Raw genomic sequence first — 18390 nt, 5'->3', positions numbered from 1 at the left:
GATTGAATACAAAAATAATACTATTTGGATTAATAATCCTTTTCAAATTAAAAGTTGTACAAAAGGCTGGTAAATATTGTCAGTGTTGCCTTACTAAATGATACTATATAACTGTAAAAGTGATGAAGCTATTTGGTTGGCAAGTGATATCATCTTGTTTTATGCAATTCAGGCTATGTGTGATATGTAGAAAATAAAAACATAAGATGCAGACATTTTTCTATAGTAACTCTTCAAATTAGATTAAATGTGGAAAAAATTAGAACAGGTAATCGTAAGAATCACTCAATATGTACATAAGCGATAGATTTATTTACCTAAACCCAACATCTGTCATATAATCATAAACTGAAAAGTTGTATTTTGTAAGCTGTTTAATCAAGCCAGCGATAACATCAATAGGTTGTACTAAAAGAAAATATTATGAAGTATGTTTCAGCGTCAGAAGCGGCAAAAGTAGTCAAGTCCGGAGATAGGATTTATGTACAAGCAGCAGCGGCAACCCCCAATGTTTTAACAAAAGCTATTTCAGATAGAGCAGATGAATTGAGAGGAGTGGAGTTTTGTCATATTCATACAGAAGGAGCGGCACCATATGTAGACCCAGCATTAGCTGAGAGTTTTCACGTAAATTCATTCTTTATCGGAAAAAATGTACGTCATACTATTGCGGCTGGCAATGGTTCATATACCCCAGTTTTCTTGAGTGAAGTGCCTAATTTGTTTAGAAAAGGAGCTGTTACATTAGACGTTGTTTTAATTCAAGTTTCACCACCAGACGAACACGGTTTTTGTTCGTTGGGAGTATCTGTAGAAGCTACAGTTGCAGCGATGGAATGCGCTAAGGTTGTTATTGCTCAGATTAACTCTTTTATGCCAAGAACTTTTGGTGATAGTGTGTTACATATTTCAAAGATTGATATGGCGGTAGAACACAATTGTCCGCTTTATGCTTCTAAGCCTACAGTGATTACGGACACAGAAGCTAAGATCGGTGGTTTTGTGGCCGAACTTATTGAAGATGAAAGTACATTGCAAATGGGAATTGGGAATATTCCTAATGCGGTATTAGCTCAATTGACAAATCATAAGGATTTAGGATTGCACACAGAAATGTTTTCAGATGGTGTGATTGATTTGATAGAAAGTGGTGTGATAAACTGTTCTAAGAAGGCAGTTACCAAAGGAAGAGCATTAGCAACGTTTTTGATTGGTTCAGAGCGACTATATAAGTTTGTTGACAACAATCCCTTTATCGTTTTGAAAGAGTCTAACTATGTTAATGATACCTCTGTAATTCGTCAAAATCCTAAAGTAGTTGCTATTAACTCAGCTTTAGAAGTTGATTTAACAGGACAAGTATGTGCGGACTCGCTTGGTACAAAAATGTATTCAGGAGTAGGAGGACAGATGGACTTCGTACGCGGTGCATCGTTGAGTAAAGGAGGTAAGGCAATTATAGCGTTGTCATCTGTTAGTAATCGCGGTGATAATCGAATTGTACCTTTCTTAAAACAGGGTGCTGGAGTTGTTACTACACGTGCTCACGCGCAATATATTGTTACAGAATATGGTGTTGCAGATTTGTATGGAAAGACTTTAAAACAAAGAGTGGAGGCAATGGCAAGTATTGCACATCCTAATTTTAGGGAAGAGGTTTTACGTACGTACTACAATAGTATAAAATAATCAAACTATACGATAGCAAAAAGGAGGTCATTGACCTCCTTTTTTAGTTTACAATGTAAGTTGTAAACTAATTATTAACCAATAATAATACTTTAAACTTATGCTATCTATTAATTACCCAAACTTTTTACTTCCAGCTACACATAAAATGACTCCAATAGTTACTAATATCATATTCGGACTTACATATTCGTTTAACAATGTAGCTGCTAATGCTAAACCAAAGAAAGGTTGAAGTAATTGTAGTTGACCTACAGATGCAATTCCTCCTTGTGCTAATCCTTTGTACCAAAATACAAACCCAAGAAACATACTAAATACCCCTAAGTACGCAACGCCAATCCACGCGTCTACACCTACAAATTCGGGATTAGAGGGAGCTGTTAAAAACATAAGAGGTAGTGATACTGGAAGTGATAATACAACTGCCCAAGAAATCACTTGCCATCCTCCTAATGCTTTTGATAATTTAGCACCTTCCGCATAACTTAGTCCACAAAGTAAAATGGCAATTAGCATTAGGATATTTCCGATTGTAGAACTTGTTCCTCCTTGTAAAACAGCAAATCCAATTACAATTAAACTACCTACTATTGAGAACAGCCAGAATATTGGTTTAGGTTTTTCACCTCCTCTTATTACTGCAAAAACAGCTGTTGACATAGGTAGTATTCCTAAATAAACTAATGAGTGTGCTGATGTAATATGTTGTAAAGCCAATGCAGATAGCAAAGGAAAACCAATTACTCCGCCTATTGCTACAATAGCTAAAGGTGTTAATTGTGCTCTTGTTGGCTTCTTTTCTTTAAATAATAATAAACAAGCCAATGCTAAAATTCCTGCAATTGCAGCTCTTACGGCAGTTACAAAAATAGGGTCTAACGCAATAACAGCAGCTTTTGTTGCTGGCATAGAACCACTAAAAAGTAATACGCCTATAAAGCCATTAATCCATCCACTTGAAGTAGAGGTTTGTTTTATGGTGCTTAATGCAGTAGCTTGTTTCATATCTAATGATTTATTTATAAGACAAAAATACAAGGATACAGTTGATAAGCACAGTAACAATTTTGTATATTTGAATGGATACAGTTTAGAATATTATGGAGCACAATTATTTATATATTGGTATTGCTGAGGCTATAGCTAAGCAAATAAAGAGTGGTGTATTGCGTGAAGGCGATAAGTTAGCTTCTGTACGTATGCTGTGTAGTGAGCACAAAGTAAGTATGAATACAGCTAAACGGGTGTATCTTGAATTAGAGTCGCAAGGGTTGATAGAAGCAAAACCTCAGTCGGGGTATTATGTAAGTAATCGCTATTATGATGATATTCCATTGCCCCAAGCGAGTAATCCTATTTTATTAGCTAACAATAAAGAGCCAAAGGAGATAATTAGAAAGGTATATGCTAATATGGGAAACAGAGCATTAACCTTATTTTCTTATAGTACTTTATATGATGATTTTCTGCCATTAGCTAAGATGAAGAAAGAAATTATAGCGGCTTCTCGAACAGTAGCTTATGGAGGAGTAGAATATGATTCTGTACAAGGAAATATTAATTTAAGAAGAATGATAGCTCAGCGTTCTATTAGTTGGGGAGGGAGTTTGACAGAAGATGATATTATTACAACAAATGGGAGTATGAGTGCTATTTCCTTGTGTATGTTAGCACTTGGCAAACCAGGTGACACAATTGCAATTGAGAGTCCGTGTTATCCAGGCATATTTCAGTTAGCTATTGATTTGGGGTTTAAGGTAGTTGAATTACCAACAGATCCGGTAACAGGAATAAAGATTGATGCATTAAAAGAGGCCTTAGCTTGTATTGATATGTGTTTGTTAATCTCCAATTATAATACTCCTTTAGGAAGTTGTATGCCAGATGAAAATAAGAAAGAGATAGTGGAGTTATTAGATAAACATAATATTCCGCTTATAGAGGATGATGTTTATGGGGATATGTATTTTGGCAATCAACGACCAAAGTGTTGTAAAGCCTTTGATAAAACAGGGAATGTTTTGTGGTGTAGTTCTGTATCAAAAACTTTAGTGCCAGGTTATCGCGTGGGTTGGGTTTCTGCAGGAAAATATAAGGATAAGATAATACACCAAAAGTTGGTTCACTTAATATCTACTCCCTCTTTAATGCAGGAGGCAGTTGCGAGTTTTATGAAATCTGGCAATTATGATAAACACTTACGTAAGTTAAGGAAGGATATTTATAGCAATTACCAAAAATACTTGAATACTATTATTAATAGTTTTCCTTTGGGAACAAAGGTCAATAGACCACAAGGAGGTTTGTCATTGTGGATAGAGTTTGATGAGCGCATAGACGCAATGGATTTGTACGACTTGGCAATTTCAGAGAAGATAAGCATAGCTCCTGGACGTATGTTTACAGTACAAGAGCAATTTCAGAATTGTATTCGCCTGTGTATTGGTTTACCTTGGTCAGATAATGTAGAGATAAAATTAAAGAGGATAGGGGTTTTGAGTAAACAATTACTTAAAAAATAAGGAGGTTGTCTAAAAAGTCCATATCATTTCCGTAGGACTTAATATTTGTAAGCTTGTACTTATGGGGTATAAATCTAAAGCGTAGTAATCTAAAGAAAGAAATCTTTTAAGATAAACTGTTATAAAAAAAGGAGGTCATTGACCTCCTTTTTTTATAAGCTGTTGTAAAGACAACATCTAATATTATTTCTTTTTATAACCGAAAAGTTCTTTTTCTTTAATGATTTTAGAAATACCTTCAGGTAATTTATCTTCCCAGCCATCTGTGTTTTGTTGAAGAAGCTTAAGGACATCTCTTGAGAAGATTGATAAATTCTCTTTTTGATAGTCATCAATATCAATGATTTGTTCTGTTTTCTTAAAGAATTTGTATAGCTCTTTAATGTGTAAAGCTACTTTTAAGTTTGTAGAATCAACGATTTCTCCTTCTTCATTTAGCATAGGATATAAGAAAATCTTCATATCATTTCTAAATAACTTACCAAGTCCTTCTAAAATACCCCCTGTTAAGTTTTTGTAATATTTCTCTTCAAAAATGTTTAACAAGCTACTAACTCCCATTGCTAATGCAATTTTTTGGTCAGTGTATTTAGAGTAGTACTCCGTTAATTTGTAGTACTCTTGATAGTTAGAGATCATTACTGTTTGCCCTAATGAGCACAATAAATCAGCTCTGTGTAAGAAGTCTATTTCATCTAATTCACCTTCAGACAATAAGTTAGAAAGCGTAATTTCAAAGATTACTTTTGTGTTGTTTTCAGACAAGTTATTTGTACTTAAAAACTTAGCAAGAGATTTTCTGTATAAGTTCATATTTACAATTGTAACTGGTCTGTAACTACCTCTTAACGTAAGAATGTTTTGTTTGTACAATGCATTAGCAGGTAAAATACTTCTTCCGTCAGGACCAAACATAACAGCCTCTGTCATTCCATTTTTAACCAAAAGTAAACTCATCAAACGATTGTCTACTTTATCAAACATAGGACCAGAGAAGTTAATACTATCAATCTCGATTTGGTCTTTGTCCAAGTGATCGTATAAACTATAAATTAATTTCTTAGGATCGTGATGTTGGTAAAAAGCACCATAAATTAAGTTAACCCCTAATATTCCTAATGTTTCTTGTTGTAGTTTAGAGTCAGTTTCTTTGAACTGGATATGAAGAACAATTTTACTGTATTCTTGATCTGATTTTCCTTGGAACATAATTCCAACCCAACCGTGACCTTTGTTCTTTTTAGCGTAGTCAATTGTAGCTACTGTATTGGCATAACTAAAGAAAGTTTTTGTAGGGTTTTCTGCTCTTACCAAGCGGTCCTCAATTTTCTTAGTCTCGTAATCTAACATTTTAATCAGACGGCTTTCCGTTACATATCTTCCGTCATCTTCAACCGTATAAATAGCGTCACTAAAAACTTTATCATAAGCAGACATTGCCTTTGCAACTGTTCTTGAAGAACCACCAGCTCTAAAGAAATGGCGCACTGTTTCTTGTCCTGCCCCAATTTCAGCAAATGTTCCGTATATGTTATTGTTTAAGTTAATGCGAAGAGCTTTGTCTGATATGGCAGGCTGATGCTCTATAAATCTATCTCCTTCTAATACTAAATCTTCTGCAAAATTTTTCATCTGTAAGCTATTTTAAACAAACCTAACAAATATCGTACAACAAAAAAAGATAAACCTTATTTTTGTGGAAAATTATAGCATTTTGGAAGTATATTTTTTGGGAACAGGTACCTCACAAGGTATTCCTATTTTAGGGATTGATCATCCGGTAGCTAAAAGTGAAGATCAAAGAGATCAAAGATTGCGAACTTCTGTTTTAATCAAATGGGATGATACTACTATTTTAGTGGATTGTGGTCCTGATTTTAGACAACAGATGCTAACGGCTGAGTGTAGTTATTTAGATGCGATATTGTTTACGCACGAGCACGCTGATCATATTGCAGGTCTTGACGAAATACGACCTCTAAGCTACCTTTATGGACCAATGCCTCTCTATGCTTCTGAAAGGGTAATGACTGCTTTAGAGAAGAGATATGAGTATATATTCACACAAGAGAATAGATATCCAGGTGCTCCGAGTGTATTAGAACATATTGTGAACTCAAATGAAGCGTTTCAGGTTAAAGATAAAACTATCGTTCCTATAGATATTATGCACGGACCATTGCCTATTTACGGGTATCGCTTTGGAGATTTAGTCTACATAACAGATGCAAAATACATTGCAGAAGAAGAAATAGAGAAAATAAAAGGGTGTAAGGTTTTGATAGTAAATGCCTTGAGGATAAAAGAGCACCCGACTCATTTTAGTTTAGCCGAATCCTTAGCGTTTATTGAGAAGATAAAGCCAGAGAAAGCTTATTTAACACACATTGCGCAAGATTTAGGTTTTCACAAAGAAGTCTCTGCAATTCTCCCAAATAATGTATATTTGGCATATGACAATTTACGAATAAATATTTAAATTTACTTTTCATTATGAGACATAAGGCTTTCTTCTATTTATTCCTTTTTTCAATTGTAATCATGGTATTGTTTTATGCAAACAATAAGAATATGTATCAAATGGAGGAGAAGAAGATAGAAATTGCACACAAGAGAATTGATATTGTACGAGATTCTTTAAAGCAAGTGATTAAAGAGTACAATGAGGCAAATTACTTTTCAGTAGAAAATAACGAAGATGCGCAAGAGTATTTCGATTATAAAAAGATTGATGATAATTTAATTCAAATTAAAGAAGAGATATTAGCTTTAAATCACCAAGAAAATGGTAATCCATTAGTGCCTTACGGTAAAATCAACGAAGATAAATGTATAATCAATAAAGTTAAGATTATCAATCACAGATGGGCTATTGCTGATTTTTATGCGGGTGCTATTCACGGGGAAGTATTGATTAAGTATTTCTTTACAGAAGGTAAGCCAACAGAGTTTAAAACAATTGATACGATTTTATATCCAACAAAATAAACCATAACACTTATTAATATGAGAATATCTTTAAGTTTAACAGCATTGTTATGCTTTTTGTTTGCATCGTGTGATTTTATATTAAAGGAAGATAAAGGTGATACTGCGAAAGAAGTAGTAAATACTAACGGTAGTAGAACAATTGTTTCGCACGATGAAGATGAACACGGTTGTGCTTACACGGCTGGTTATAAATGGAGTTCGATCGAAGAAGATTGTATTCGTATTTTTGAAAAAGGCTTTCGTTTAAATCCGATAGGATTAGGTGAAGATAGTGTAGAGGAGAATGAACTTGAAGACAACGATGTTAGTTGTTTTGTATTATTCTCTGACAACAAAAAGGAAGCGGAGATTTTTTTACCTAATGAAACAGGTGGTTTGTTGTTAGAACAAACAAAGCAGAAAAAGTTATATACAAATGAAGGGTGGGAGTTAGAAACAGAAAAAGACTTAGTTTTAAAGTATAAAGGAGAAGTTAAGTTTACTGCTGCTAAAACAATAGAATTAAAAGTTATTAATTCTGATTTACTACCTGAAGAAGATGAATAAGAAAAAAGGCTGATATAATATTATATCAGCCTTTTTTATATTTATTTCAATAAGAACTTTTTGAAGTCTGCAAAGTTCAACGGGTGAACTCCGTGTCCTACAGGGTATTCTTTGTACTCGTGTTCAATATTTAAACTCTTCAAAATAGTAGGAGTTTGTCTTGCCCAATCTACAGGGATAACTTGATCTACTGTTCCGTGAGAGGCAAAGAACTTTAATTTGCCAAGATTACCTTTTTCAAAACCTTCTTTAATGATGTTACTATTGAAGTATCCACTTAAAGCAACTACCTTATTGATCTTTTCAGGATAAGAAAGTGCAATAGCATAACTTAATATAGCACCTTGACTAAATCCTACAAGATTGATGTCATTGGCATCAATTGGATATTTAGCAATTAGTTCATCAATAAATTTAACGATTAAGTCTCTTGATTCAATAGCCTGATTATCGTCAGAGAATTTATTAGCATCTGCGTCAAAGTGTATAGCATACCAAGCATTTCCGTAAGGAGGAACAGGGTAGGGTGCACGTGCAGAAATTACATAATAATCTTCAGGTAATTCAGAAGCAAAAGAAAATAAGTCTTCTTCATTACTTCCATATCCGTGAAGTAATAAAATAAGAGGGTTCTTTTCTTTCTTAACTTTTGGCTCTTGAATTAAGTATGCAATTGATAATGATGTATCCATAATAATTAAGCTGATAATTTATTAAACCATTTTTGGAAATATACGCCAATTTTTGGAAGTGGCTTAATGTCATTGCTTAAAGCTCCTACAAAGCTGTAAATCCACAGCACGAAGAAACTCAAGTAAAAAGCATAGAAAGCCATTTCAGAAGCGATTAAAGATGCAAGAGTCATCATTATAAAAAAGAACAAGTGTAAACCAATAGTTTGCTTTACATAAAAACCAGCAAAGCGATTTTTAGGTTCTAAGTTCATAAATACCGCAATAATACATCCTACAAATGTTAGGTGTGCTATAATAGCAGTGATTTTTCCCTCTTTAATTTCTTCTTTCGTAAATTGTTTCAGCATTGTAATTTATGTGTTTTATTTTTTGTTGAAGATAGCATTATTACCGTTAATAACACCTATAACTTTTCCTTTCATTGGTTGATTTAAGAAAGCAGAGTTTTTAGATTTTGATAATATAGCCTCTTTTGTGAATGTCCATTCGCTATTTGGGTCAAACAACGTAATATTTGCTTTTGCCCCCTCTGTGATAGTTGCTTTTTCAACTTTAAATATCTCCCTTGCTTTCGTAAGTTTTTCAACAATTACTTCAGTTGGTAAAATAGTTCCTAAAGCACCTAAAGCAGACTCTAATCCAACAGTACCATCTGTTGCTTTTTCAAACTCTAATTTTTTGTGTTCAATATCAAGTGGATTGTGCTCTGATGTAATACAATCAATAGTTCCATCAAGAACTCCAGCGATTAATGCTTTTCTATGCGCTTCATCTCTCAATGGAGGTAATACTTTATATCTTGTATCAAAGTCGTTTAATGTATCATCTGTCAGAATCAATTGGTGAATAGAAACACTACAAGTAACGTTTAATCCTTTGCTCTTAGCTTCTTTGATTAATTCAACTGATTTTGCAGTAGATATAGTAGGAATGTGCATTTTACCACCTGTGTATTCCAATAAGAATAAGTTGCGTGCAATTTGTAATTCTTCAGCAAGTGCAGGAATACCTTTTAATCCAAGTTTAGTACTTTCAATTCCTTCGTGCGCTACACCTTTACCTTTGATGCTGCTATCTTGAGAGAAAGCGATAACTAATCCATCAAAATCTTGTGTGTATTGTAAAGCGATTTTAAGGATATTAGCATTTTGTATTGCTTTTTTATAGTCTCCAAATGCAACTGCTCCTGCATTTTGCATATCATATAATTCAGCTAAGTCAACTCCCTCTGATTTTACAGTTAATGCTCCGATAGGGAATACTTCTGTAGCTTTATTAAAAGCTTTATGCTTGATAAAGCTAATGATACTTTGTGTATCAGGAATAGGATTAGTATTTGGTTCTACTGCAATTTGTGTAAAACCACTCTTTGCAGCCACGTCAAGACCATTAGCGATAGTTTCTCTATCTTCAAAACCAGGCTCTCCTAAGCAAACAGAACTATCAAACCATCCTTGAGAAATGTGTAAATTTTCAGCATTGATAACATCACAGTTTGCAACGTTGATATCTTTTGCAATTTTAGTAATTACACCATTTTCAATCTGTAAATCAATAGTTTGGTTGTGGAAAGGACTCTGAGGGTCAATAACTTTGGCAGCTTTTAGAACAATATTCATCTTTGGTATAGTAGTTTATAATTAATGATGTGTTGTTATTTGTACAAAAATAGTTTTTATTTCTATTTTCCATAAGGGAAAACGGGGAAAAAGTGCAAAAAAAAATACATCTATTAATTAGATGTATTTACTTTTTTAGTAGCAAGAACTTTAGAGTTTTCAAAACAATCGCTAAGTGCTTGATATATTTGAAAATCAGTAGCCGTATAGATGAATTTATCACTATAGTTGCAATTTTGTAATGATTTAACGATGTCCTCTCTTGTGATATCTAAAAGTCCACAAACGATTTCACGGTCATACCTTGTTTGCATTAAAGCAATCATATTCTGATCCTCTTTAATAGCTTCAAGTTTTTTAAGTTTTTTAGATTTTCCTTTAAATAGATTATAAACCACATCAACAGGGCTAAAGAATGTACCCATTGCAGTTCCGTAATACGGAGTTTGGTTTCTTCTGTAGAAGTCAAACTGCATTTTTTCGTTTAATGCAATAAGTTTAGTGTCAACTTCCAAATAACCAGTTAGGTCAAACTTCTTGATAACAATTTCATCAAGTTCAATACTTTGTTCAGTAAAGTACACTTTTAAGTTGTCATTGTTAATCCAGTCGTTTGTAACTTTTAGTTTAATTGGTACATAACCAGGAAAAGAAAAATGAATAGAGTCGTTAAGACTTGCTTCTACAGAGAAGCTACCATCGCGTTTACTGATGGTTCCTTTGACTTTAGTGATGTTAATTACATTTACATCATCGATCGGTAGAAAAGATTTATCATTTAGAATAGTACCACTTACAGTTGTCTTGTCTTGCGCCAAAACACCCACAGTAGTAAGTATTAGAAATAAAAAAACTGTAAAATTTCTCATAGTTTTTAAGATTGCTTAAAAATAAGAGATATTTTACAGTTTTGTATGTTATTTTAAAAAAATTAACAACTTAGTCTCTTCTTGATCTTCTTGAAGAATCACCGTCATTACTTCTTCTTGATCCTCTTTCATTTCTTGGAGAACGATCAGATGATCTTCTTTCTCCACGACCTTCAGACGATCTTCTTTCTCCGCGACCTTCAGATGATCTTCTTTCGCCACCGAAAGATCTTCTCTCTCCGCCACGACCTTCAGATGATCTTCTTTCACCACCGCGTCCACGTCCACCACCACGGTTTCCATGATCACGTCTTCCGCTGTTACGTCCACCATCATTATTAGAGATTTCAACGTTAACACGTCTTCCGTTGTAAGTAACTCCGTTAAGAGTTTCCATTACTTTTTCAGCGTGTTCAGCTTCAGTATTAAAGAAAGAGAAACCTTCTTTTACATCAACTTTGAATAAGTCATCACGACCTAATTCTAAAGTATCACGTAAATAATCTTTTAAAGACATCCAATCTAAATCATCTTTAGCACCTAAGTTTACGAAGAAACGTACAGCACCATCAGTAGGAACCTCTTTCGAGTTGTTACGGTTTGCACCACCTACAGTAGATAAACTGTTAGAAGCTTTTTGGTAGTACTCTAAGAATTGGTTAAACTCTACAGAAACTACTTTTTTAATGATTTCTTCTTTGTCGAAGTCTTGTAATAATTCAGAGATAGCAGGTAAGTAAGCCTCGATTTCAGGGCTAACTTCTACTTCTTTGATTCTGTTAGCTAAGTGGAATAATTGAATTTCGCAAATTTCAATTCCAGAAGGAATTGGTTTCTCTTCGAATTTATTTTTGATAATTCTTTCGATTGCAGAAATTTTTCTTAATTCACTTTTGGTAACAATTACCATAGAAACACCTGATTTACCAGCACGTCCTGTACGTCCACTACGGTGAGTGTAAGTTTCGATTTCGTCTGGTAATTGATAGTTGATTACGTGTGTAATGTCATCAACGTCAATTCCACGAGCAGCAACGTCAGTAGCAACTAACATTTGAATTTGCTTAGCACGGAAAGACTTCATAACACCATCACGTTGAGCTTGCGATAAATCTCCATGAAGAGCAGCAGCATTGTAACCATCTTCAATTAATTTTTCTGCAATTGCTTGTGTATCTCTTTTTGTTCTACAAAATACAACTGAGAAAATATTTGGATTTGCATCTGCTAAGCGTTTTAAAGCTAAATAGCGATCTCTTGCAGATACTAAGTAAAACTCGTGACTAACGCTTTTGTTACCTTCGTTTTTATGTCCAACCGTAATTTCTTCCGGTGTTTTCATAAATTCTCTTGCGATTCTCGCAACTTCAGCTGGCATTGTAGCTGAGAATAACCAAGTACTTTTTTCTCTTGGTGTATCCGCTAAAATAGCAGTGATATCTTCGTAGAAGCCCATATTAAGCATTTCATCCGCCTCATCTAATACACAGTACTCGATGTTCTTGATGTTCACCATACCACGGTTGATCATATCTTGCATTCTACCTGGAGTAGCAACGATGATATGAGCACCACGTTTGATGTCTTTTGCTTGTTCTGTAATGCTTGCCCCACCATAAATAGCTACAGTATGAAGTCCTTTTACGTACTTCGAATACTGTTTGATTTCGTTTGCGATTTGCAAACATAACTCTCTAGTCGGCGATAAGATAAGAGCTTGTGTGTTTTTATTAGACACGTCTATCTTTTGAATCAAAGGGAAACCAAATGCTGCGGTTTTCCCAGTCCCCGTTTGGGCTAACGCAACAATATCGGTATTTCTTTCTAATAGTAATGGAATCGCCTTTTGTTGGATCTCAGATGGATTTTCAAAACCTAAATCTTTAATCGCTGATAAAAGAGATTCATTTAATCCTAATTGTTCGAAATTGTTCATATAAATATTAAATAGCCGCAAATGTACTACTATTCTGCGTAAAAAGATACTTTTGATATGGTTATTATTTTTAAAAATTCAAATTTTATGGTTTTAGTGGGAAAAATGTAATATATTAAGTGCTTTGTTTAGAACTTAATAGTCTGTGTTTGTTGCTCTTTTTGAGGCTTTTGTAATTGTTTTCCCTTATCTATAAGGGAGTTGTGATTTAACACTTTTTGGGAGAATCATTGAATATTTTACTTTAAAATATTACTACGTTTTAGAAATATTGCTGTTTTTAGAAGCTATTTAATCCGACTTTTTGCTTTCAATAGAGGTTATTTGGTCCTTTTTTTAAAGAAATTTATATTACAGGTAAAAACAGTGAAATTATTTGTCATTCTATTTTATATTCAACAATGGTGCATTGGATATAGTTTAGATAATTTGATAATAGGTCTTTTAAGTAAATTATTACAATTATTATTCTGTAGTATATGTAATCTGACTTGTGATTTTGGGTATGGTTGTTATACTTTAAAAAGAGTTTAGTAAAAGTTTTGTTTGGAACTTGTTCGGAAAAGATGCCTTTTTTACGAAGGTGATACGAACGATTTCCGAACAGCTTCCGAAGAAAGTACGTTTTAAAGTTATTTATTTTGGAATTTGAAGTGGAATTTGGAGAGATAATTTCTTGAAGAAGAAATGAAATTCTCTACAAGTTAATCAAATTATTTTTCGAATAGGTGTGAAATAAGAGGAAATATATTGCTTATCAGTCGGTTAGGGGAGTAGTGTAATGTTGGTTGATTTGATTTTAAGGTAGTGTAGTACAGCAGATTAATAGGAGAGATTTTAGCATAAAAAAAGCTGTCAGTAATGATAGCTTTATATTTTTATTCTGCTTGTAATAAGAATTCTACTAATTGTTTAACAGCTTTTCCTCTGTGACTAATAGCGATTTTTTCTTCCATACTTATTTCTGCAAAAGTTTTATCCATTCCATCTGCTTGAAAAATAGGATCATATCCAAAACCATCTGTTCCTTTGCGTTGGTCAATGATTTGACCGTTTACAATACCAGTAAAATTATACGTTTCACCTTTGATATGTAATGTAATGACAGTTTTAAAGTTGGCTTTTCTATTGTCTTTGTCTTTCAATTCACGTAACAACTTGTCCATATTGTCCTCGTCATTTTTTTGTTCCCCTGCATAACGAGCAGAGTAAACACCAGGCGCTCCGTTCAAAGCGTCAACTTCAAGTCCTGAGTCGTCAGCAAAACAGTCATAACCGTAGTGACGTTTAATAAAGTCTGCTTTTAAAAGAGCGTTTCCCTCAATTGTATCAGCTGTTTCTGGAATATCAACAACACATCCGATGTCTTCCAAACTTAATATTTCGATAGAATCAGGTAGTTGATTTTTGATTTCTTTAATCTTGTTTTTGTTGTTTGATGCGAATACTAATTTCATTGTGTTATTGTTAGCTTATGTAATTCCAAATGGTTGTTTTGCTATTTAATAGCTCTATTTTTTGTTTTATATATTGGTTTTCAGGATCTTCTAATGAAGGGTCTTTCTTTAGAAGTTCAACTGCGTGATGTCTTGCATAATGCATTATCTCTTGGTCCTTAACAAGATCGGCAATTTTTAATGGCAACGTACCACTTTGTTGTGTTCCCATTATATCACCAGGTCCACGAAGTTTTAAATCTACTTCAGATATTTCAAAACCATCATTAGTTCTACACATCGTTTCCATTCTAATTTTAGAATCGTTGCTTAGTTTATCTCCCGTCATTAATATACAATAACTCTGTTCGGCACCACGACCAACACGACCTCTTAACTGGTGTAACTGCGATAAACCAAAACGTTCAGCGCTTTCTATAATCATAACAGAAGCATTCGGAACATTTACTCCAACTTCAATAACGGTAGTAGCTACCATAATATTGGTTTCTCCTTTTGCAAAACGCTCCATTTCACGGTCTTTTTCAGCAGGAGTCATTTGCCCGTGTACAATACTCACGCTGTATTCAGGTAATGGAAAATCACGTGATATACCTTCATATCCTTCCATCAAATTCTTGTAATCTAATGTTTCACTTTCATCAATTAAAGGATATACGATATATACTTGTCTGCCTTTAGCGATTTCTTGTTTGATGAAATGCCAAACTGCGAGTCTTTTACCCTCAAAATAATGAGCTGTACTAATTGGCTTTCTTCCAGGTGGTAATTCATCAATTACAGAAATGTCAAGATCTCCATATAAACTCATAGCAAGCGTTCTTGGAATTGGAGTTGCAGTCATTACCAGTACGTGAGGAGGAATGATGTTTTTCTTCCATAATTTCGAACGCTGTTCTACACCAAAACGGTGTTGTTCATCTATAATGGCTAAACCTAAGTTCTTAAAGATAACCTTGTCCTCAAATAAAGCGTGCGTTCCTATTAAGATATGTAGGCTACCTTCAGCAAGCTCTTGGTGAATTACTCTTCGCTCAGCTGTTTTAGTAGATCCTGTTAATAGTTTGACGTTTAAACCTAATGGTTCTGCCAACTCACTTATACCAATAAAGTGTTGAGTAGCTAAGATTTCCGTAGGGGCAACAATACACGCCTGAAAACCATTGTCTAAGGCTAAAAGAGAACTCATAAACGCAACTATGGTCTTACCTGAACCCACGTCACCTTGTAGTAGGCGATTCATTTGGGCAGGCTGGCCAACGTCATTTCTGATTTCTTTAAGCACACGTTTCTGTGCGCCTGTTAGCGGAAAGGGTAGGTGGTTCTTGTAAAATGTATTGAAATAATCACCTACTGTTTCAAAAGGGAAACCTTTGATTTTTCCTTTTCTCGCAATATTCTTAATAAGTAATTGCATTTGCAAGTAGAACAGCTCTTCAAACTTTAATCTGAATTGTGCTTTATTCAGTATGTCGTGATCTTTAGGAAAGTGAATGTTAATCAATGCTTCTGGCATTGATATTAACGTTAGTTGCTTTCTGAAATCAGGAGATAAAGTATCAATAAATGAAGTGTGACTCTCATTTAAGAGTTGCGTCATCAACTTAATTAAAGTTTTATTAGAAATTTTAGAGCCAAACTTTTCTGTAGAAGGATAAACCGCTTGCATAGTAGAAGCGATGTTTTTTTTGTGTTCTTCTAAGAGTTCAAGCTCAGGATGAGGCATTGAAAATGTGTAGTTGAAACTATTAAGCTTACCAAAAGCAACATAAGGGGTATTAAGTTGTAAGTTTTCCTGAATCCATTTGAATCCCTGAAACCAAACTAACTCAATTTGTCCCGTACCATCAGTAAAAGTTGCCACTAAGCGCTTACCTCTTTTTTGTTCTACTGTTTTTATATGAATAATTTTTCCTACAATTTGTACCTCACTACTATTACTTTGTAGTTCGTTGATTTTGTAGTATTGCGTACGATCTATGTATCGGTTAGGATACAAGTGTAGCAAGTCTCTATAAGTAAATATACCTAACTCTTTCTTAAACAAGTCTCCACGATGTGGTCCAACGCCTTTAAGGTATTCGATAGGGGTGTCAAGGATATTTCTGCTCATCATTATTCTTATAAATACTGCACTAAGATAAGAGTTTTTGGTTTAGTGGGAAAATAGAGTGTGGAAGAGTTAAGAGGAGAAATAGCTATTTAATCATATTAGTATTCTCAGGGGGCTTTTGTATTTTATTAGCTATGAGCAGGATGTAAAAAAAGCCATTATTAGAAGCTTATTTTATTCGAAGGTAGGAAAGAAAGACTAATTAGAATAATAACAAATAAGTTGAGTTCACTTGGTTAATGAACTATTTTATTAATGTAATGACTTGTGTTTTAGTTAGGTAAAGGTATTCATTGTAACTGAATGTTAAGCATAGTTTACACTGAGGTAATATAGATAAGAGTGTAATGTTTGGTTTGGTAACACTTTGATAATACTATGTTAATATGTTGCTAAGGCAGTAATTCTAAGTTTGTTAAAACTAAAATATAAAATTATGAAACTTAGTAACAAATTGCCTAAAATAGCTTTAGGTCTATTATTAGCAACATCTTTTGTTGGTTGCGATGAAGACAATTCTTCTAAGGTAGAATTACCAGGTGAAGAAAAACCTGAAACGTCAATTGATTTAAAGAATTTTTCAAAAACGCCAGCTTTTGTATTTGCGATGCCTGGATTTGAGAATTTGGAGATTTTTTCACTTATTTCAAGTGAGGATAAATTAGAACAATCGCCAGATTTTGTTTTTGGAGGACAACCAGATGGTGCAGGTTTTATGAAAGACCCTAATGGTGATGGCTATTTGATGATTACAAATCACGAGATTATGAAGTCTGTTTCACGTGTGTATTTAGATAAAACGTTTAAACCTGTGAAGGGAGAGTATATTGTTGATGGAATTGGAGGAATAACAAGGTTGTGTTCTGCAACATTAGCAAAACCAGAGGTGCATGGTTTTGGTCCTGTTTTTTTGACAGCAGGGGAATCAGGTGAAGAAAGTATGGTACACGCTATTAATCCGTTGGGAGATGTTTCATTAAAATCAAGTGTTGACCGTGTATTACCTGCTTTAGGAAAAGCAAGTATGGAGAATGCTGTACCTCTGCCAATAGATGTTTCACTTGGAAAAACGTTTATACTTATTGGCGAAGATCAGGGATATAGTTCAAGTCATCAAAGTGCTGGGCAATTGTTGATGTATGTTGGAAGTAGAGGAGATTTACATAATGGAAAGTTATATGCTTTAAAGCGTAAATCAGGTGGATATACTGAAATGGATATGGTAAAAGGAAGTGAGTATGATGTTGAATTTGTTGAAATACCAAACGCTAAGAATTTGACAGGAGCACAGATTAATCAAGTGAATATGGATTTAGGTGTTATTCGCTTTTCACGTGTAGAAGATGTTGATTATAGAAAAGGAGCGAAAAAAGGTAATGAAATTTACTTTACAGCTACAGGACAGGCAAGTGGTGGAAACCCAGTAAAAGGGTTTACTATGTGGGGACGTGTATATCGTTTAGTTCTTGATCCTGCAAATATGATGAGTGGTAAACTTGCTGTTATAGCAGAGGGGGATAGTAATCCTGGAAGAGATTTGATTAATCCAGATAACTTGGCTGTAACAGAGAATTATGTATATATCCAAGAAGATGGAGATTCTTACTACGCAGCAGCACAACACGATTCATATATCTGGCAATATAAAATGTCAGATGGTAGTTATAAGCCTTGGTTAAATATGAAACATAATCGCGATGATGCAGAGTGGCAAAAGAATTATAATCAATCTGGTAATTTACAAAAGTTTGGTTCGTGGGAGTTTGGAGCTATGGAAGATATTTCAGAGTTAGTAGGAATTCCAAATACTTTTTCAGTAAATATTCACTCTCACACTTGGCAAAAAGACGAATTTGCTGATGCTGATAAGGCAGGGGTAAATAAAAATAAAGAAGGTGGGCAGGTAGTAATTATCCGCAATGTAGAAAGATAATTTAAAAGATGTGTATT

At 34.0% G+C, this 18390-nt stretch carries 15 protein-coding genes; 6 read left to right on the top strand and 9 right to left on the bottom strand.

Going from position 1 to position 18390, the window contains the following annotated elements:
* Window positions 1-423 precede the first annotated feature (423 nt).
* Entirely contained in the window at window positions 424-1689 is a 1266-nt protein-coding gene (locus GQS07_RS12105; RefSeq protein ID WP_158211046.1) for an acetyl-CoA hydrolase/transferase family protein, read from the top strand.
* A gap of 114 nt (window positions 1690-1803) precedes the next feature.
* Here GQS07_RS12105 and GQS07_RS12100 read toward each other — a convergent pair whose 3' ends face one another.
* The gene (locus GQS07_RS12100) at window positions 1804-2697 is read right to left on the bottom strand and encodes a DMT family transporter (protein WP_158211045.1); all 894 of its coding nucleotides are present in this window, start codon (window positions 2695-2697) and stop codon (window positions 1804-1806) included.
* A 95-nt stretch (window positions 2698-2792) separates the two neighbouring features.
* Here GQS07_RS12100 and GQS07_RS12095 point away from each other — a divergent pair, with 95 nt between their 5' ends.
* Entirely contained in the window at window positions 2793-4214 is a 1422-nt protein-coding gene (locus GQS07_RS12095) for a PLP-dependent aminotransferase family protein (RefSeq protein ID WP_158211044.1), read from the top strand.
* Window positions 4215-4397: 183 nt separating this feature from the next.
* Here GQS07_RS12095 and GQS07_RS12090 read toward each other — a convergent pair whose 3' ends face one another.
* Window positions 4398-5846 carry a TonB-dependent receptor gene (locus tag GQS07_RS12090; protein ID WP_158211043.1) on the bottom strand — a complete coding sequence of 483 codons (1449 nt, stop codon included), beginning with the start codon at window positions 5844-5846 and terminating at the stop codon, window positions 4398-4400.
* 82 nt (window positions 5847-5928) lie between these two features.
* On the opposite strand from GQS07_RS12090, the gene GQS07_RS12085 reads away from it, so the two are divergent.
* The 3 genes from GQS07_RS12085 to GQS07_RS12075 are packed head-to-tail and all read left to right on the top strand — an operon-like array spanning window position 5929 to window position 7751.
* Entirely contained in the window at window positions 5929-6693 is a 765-nt protein-coding gene (locus GQS07_RS12085) for an MBL fold metallo-hydrolase (protein WP_158211042.1), read from the top strand.
* A 14-nt stretch (window positions 6694-6707) separates the two neighbouring features.
* Entirely contained in the window at window positions 6708-7202 is a 495-nt protein-coding gene (locus GQS07_RS12080) for a hydrolase (protein WP_158211041.1), read from the top strand.
* 18 nt (window positions 7203-7220) lie between these two features.
* Window positions 7221-7751, top strand: coding sequence for a hypothetical protein (locus GQS07_RS12075; protein ID WP_158211040.1), 531 nt, complete (start codon window positions 7221-7223; stop codon window positions 7749-7751).
* A 41-nt stretch (window positions 7752-7792) separates the two neighbouring features.
* Here the strand turns inward: GQS07_RS12075 and GQS07_RS12070 are convergent, their stop codons facing one another.
* The 7 genes from GQS07_RS12070 to recG form a co-directional block, all read right to left on the bottom strand.
* Window positions 7793-8443: an alpha/beta hydrolase gene (locus tag GQS07_RS12070; protein WP_090410280.1), complete on the bottom strand. Its 651-nt coding sequence runs from the start codon at window positions 8441-8443 to the stop codon at window positions 7793-7795.
* Between the two features lie 5 nt (window positions 8444-8448).
* On the bottom strand, window positions 8449-8793 hold the full coding sequence (locus GQS07_RS12065; protein ID WP_158211039.1) for a hypothetical protein: 345 nt from the start codon (window positions 8791-8793) through the stop codon (window positions 8449-8451).
* A gap of 15 nt (window positions 8794-8808) precedes the next feature.
* On the bottom strand, window positions 8809-10065 hold the full coding sequence (locus GQS07_RS12060; RefSeq protein ID WP_158211038.1) for a dihydroorotase: 1257 nt from the start codon (window positions 10063-10065) through the stop codon (window positions 8809-8811).
* 113 nt (window positions 10066-10178) lie between these two features.
* Window positions 10179-10934, bottom strand: coding sequence for a carboxypeptidase-like regulatory domain-containing protein (locus tag GQS07_RS12055; RefSeq protein WP_158211037.1), 756 nt, complete (start codon window positions 10932-10934; stop codon window positions 10179-10181).
* Window positions 10935-11004: 70 nt separating this feature from the next.
* Window positions 11005-12870, bottom strand: a complete 1866-nt coding sequence (locus GQS07_RS12050; RefSeq protein WP_158211036.1) for a DEAD/DEAH box helicase — start codon at window positions 12868-12870, stop codon at window positions 11005-11007.
* An 878-nt stretch (window positions 12871-13748) separates the two neighbouring features.
* Window positions 13749-14327, bottom strand: a complete 579-nt coding sequence (locus GQS07_RS12045; RefSeq protein ID WP_158211035.1) for a non-canonical purine NTP diphosphatase — start codon at window positions 14325-14327, stop codon at window positions 13749-13751.
* A gap of 10 nt (window positions 14328-14337) precedes the next feature.
* On the bottom strand, window positions 14338-16440 hold the full coding sequence (gene recG, locus GQS07_RS12040; protein ID WP_158211034.1) for an ATP-dependent DNA helicase RecG: 2103 nt from the start codon (window positions 16438-16440) through the stop codon (window positions 14338-14340).
* Window positions 16441-16876: 436 nt separating this feature from the next.
* On the opposite strand from recG, the gene GQS07_RS12035 reads away from it, so the two are divergent.
* Window positions 16877-18373 (top strand): hypothetical protein, encoded by a 1497-nt coding sequence (locus tag GQS07_RS12035; protein WP_158211033.1) that lies wholly within the window; start codon window positions 16877-16879, stop codon window positions 18371-18373.
* Window positions 18374-18390 lie beyond the last annotated feature (17 nt).

Origin of the sequence: Myroides phaeus (assembly GCF_009799805.1) — a bacterium.
In the GTDB taxonomy this organism is placed as follows: domain Bacteria; phylum Bacteroidota; class Bacteroidia; order Flavobacteriales; family Flavobacteriaceae; genus Flavobacterium; species Flavobacterium phaeum_A.
The sequence above is the reverse complement of the archived record's forward strand: the minus strand, read 5'-3'. Positions and strand labels throughout refer to the sequence as shown.

What these genes read in the sequence shown, in the direction of transcription:
- GQS07_RS12105 (WP_158211046.1), top strand. Translation starts at nt 424, where the DNA reads ATGAAGTATGTTTCAGCGTCAGAAGCGGCAAAAGTAGTCAAGTCCGGA.
- GQS07_RS12100 (WP_158211045.1), bottom strand. Translation starts at nt 2,697, where the DNA reads ATGAAACAAGCTACTGCATTAAGCACCATAAAACAAACCTCTACTTCA.
- GQS07_RS12095 (WP_158211044.1), top strand. Translation starts at nt 2,793, where the DNA reads ATGGAGCACAATTATTTATATATTGGTATTGCTGAGGCTATAGCTAAG.
- GQS07_RS12090 (WP_158211043.1), bottom strand. Translation starts at nt 5,846, where the DNA reads ATGAAAAATTTTGCAGAAGATTTAGTATTAGAAGGAGATAGATTTATA.
- GQS07_RS12080 (WP_158211041.1), top strand. Translation starts at nt 6,708, where the DNA reads ATGAGACATAAGGCTTTCTTCTATTTATTCCTTTTTTCAATTGTAATC.
- GQS07_RS12075 (WP_158211040.1), top strand. Translation starts at nt 7,221, where the DNA reads ATGAGAATATCTTTAAGTTTAACAGCATTGTTATGCTTTTTGTTTGCA.
- GQS07_RS12070 (WP_090410280.1), bottom strand. Translation starts at nt 8,443, where the DNA reads ATGGATACATCATTATCAATTGCATACTTAATTCAAGAGCCAAAAGTT.
- GQS07_RS12065 (WP_158211039.1), bottom strand. Translation starts at nt 8,793, where the DNA reads ATGCTGAAACAATTTACGAAAGAAGAAATTAAAGAGGGAAAAATCACT.
- GQS07_RS12060 (WP_158211038.1), bottom strand. Translation starts at nt 10,065, where the DNA reads ATGAATATTGTTCTAAAAGCTGCCAAAGTTATTGACCCTCAGAGTCCT.
- GQS07_RS12055 (WP_158211037.1), bottom strand. Translation starts at nt 10,934, where the DNA reads ATGAGAAATTTTACAGTTTTTTTATTTCTAATACTTACTACTGTGGGT.
- GQS07_RS12050 (WP_158211036.1), bottom strand. Translation starts at nt 12,870, where the DNA reads ATGAACAATTTCGAACAATTAGGATTAAATGAATCTCTTTTATCAGCG.
- GQS07_RS12045 (WP_158211035.1), bottom strand. Translation starts at nt 14,327, where the DNA reads ATGAAATTAGTATTCGCATCAAACAACAAAAACAAGATTAAAGAAATC.
- recG (WP_158211034.1), bottom strand. Translation starts at nt 16,440, where the DNA reads ATGAGCAGAAATATCCTTGACACCCCTATCGAATACCTTAAAGGCGTT.
- GQS07_RS12035 (WP_158211033.1), top strand. Translation starts at nt 16,877, where the DNA reads ATGAAACTTAGTAACAAATTGCCTAAAATAGCTTTAGGTCTATTATTA.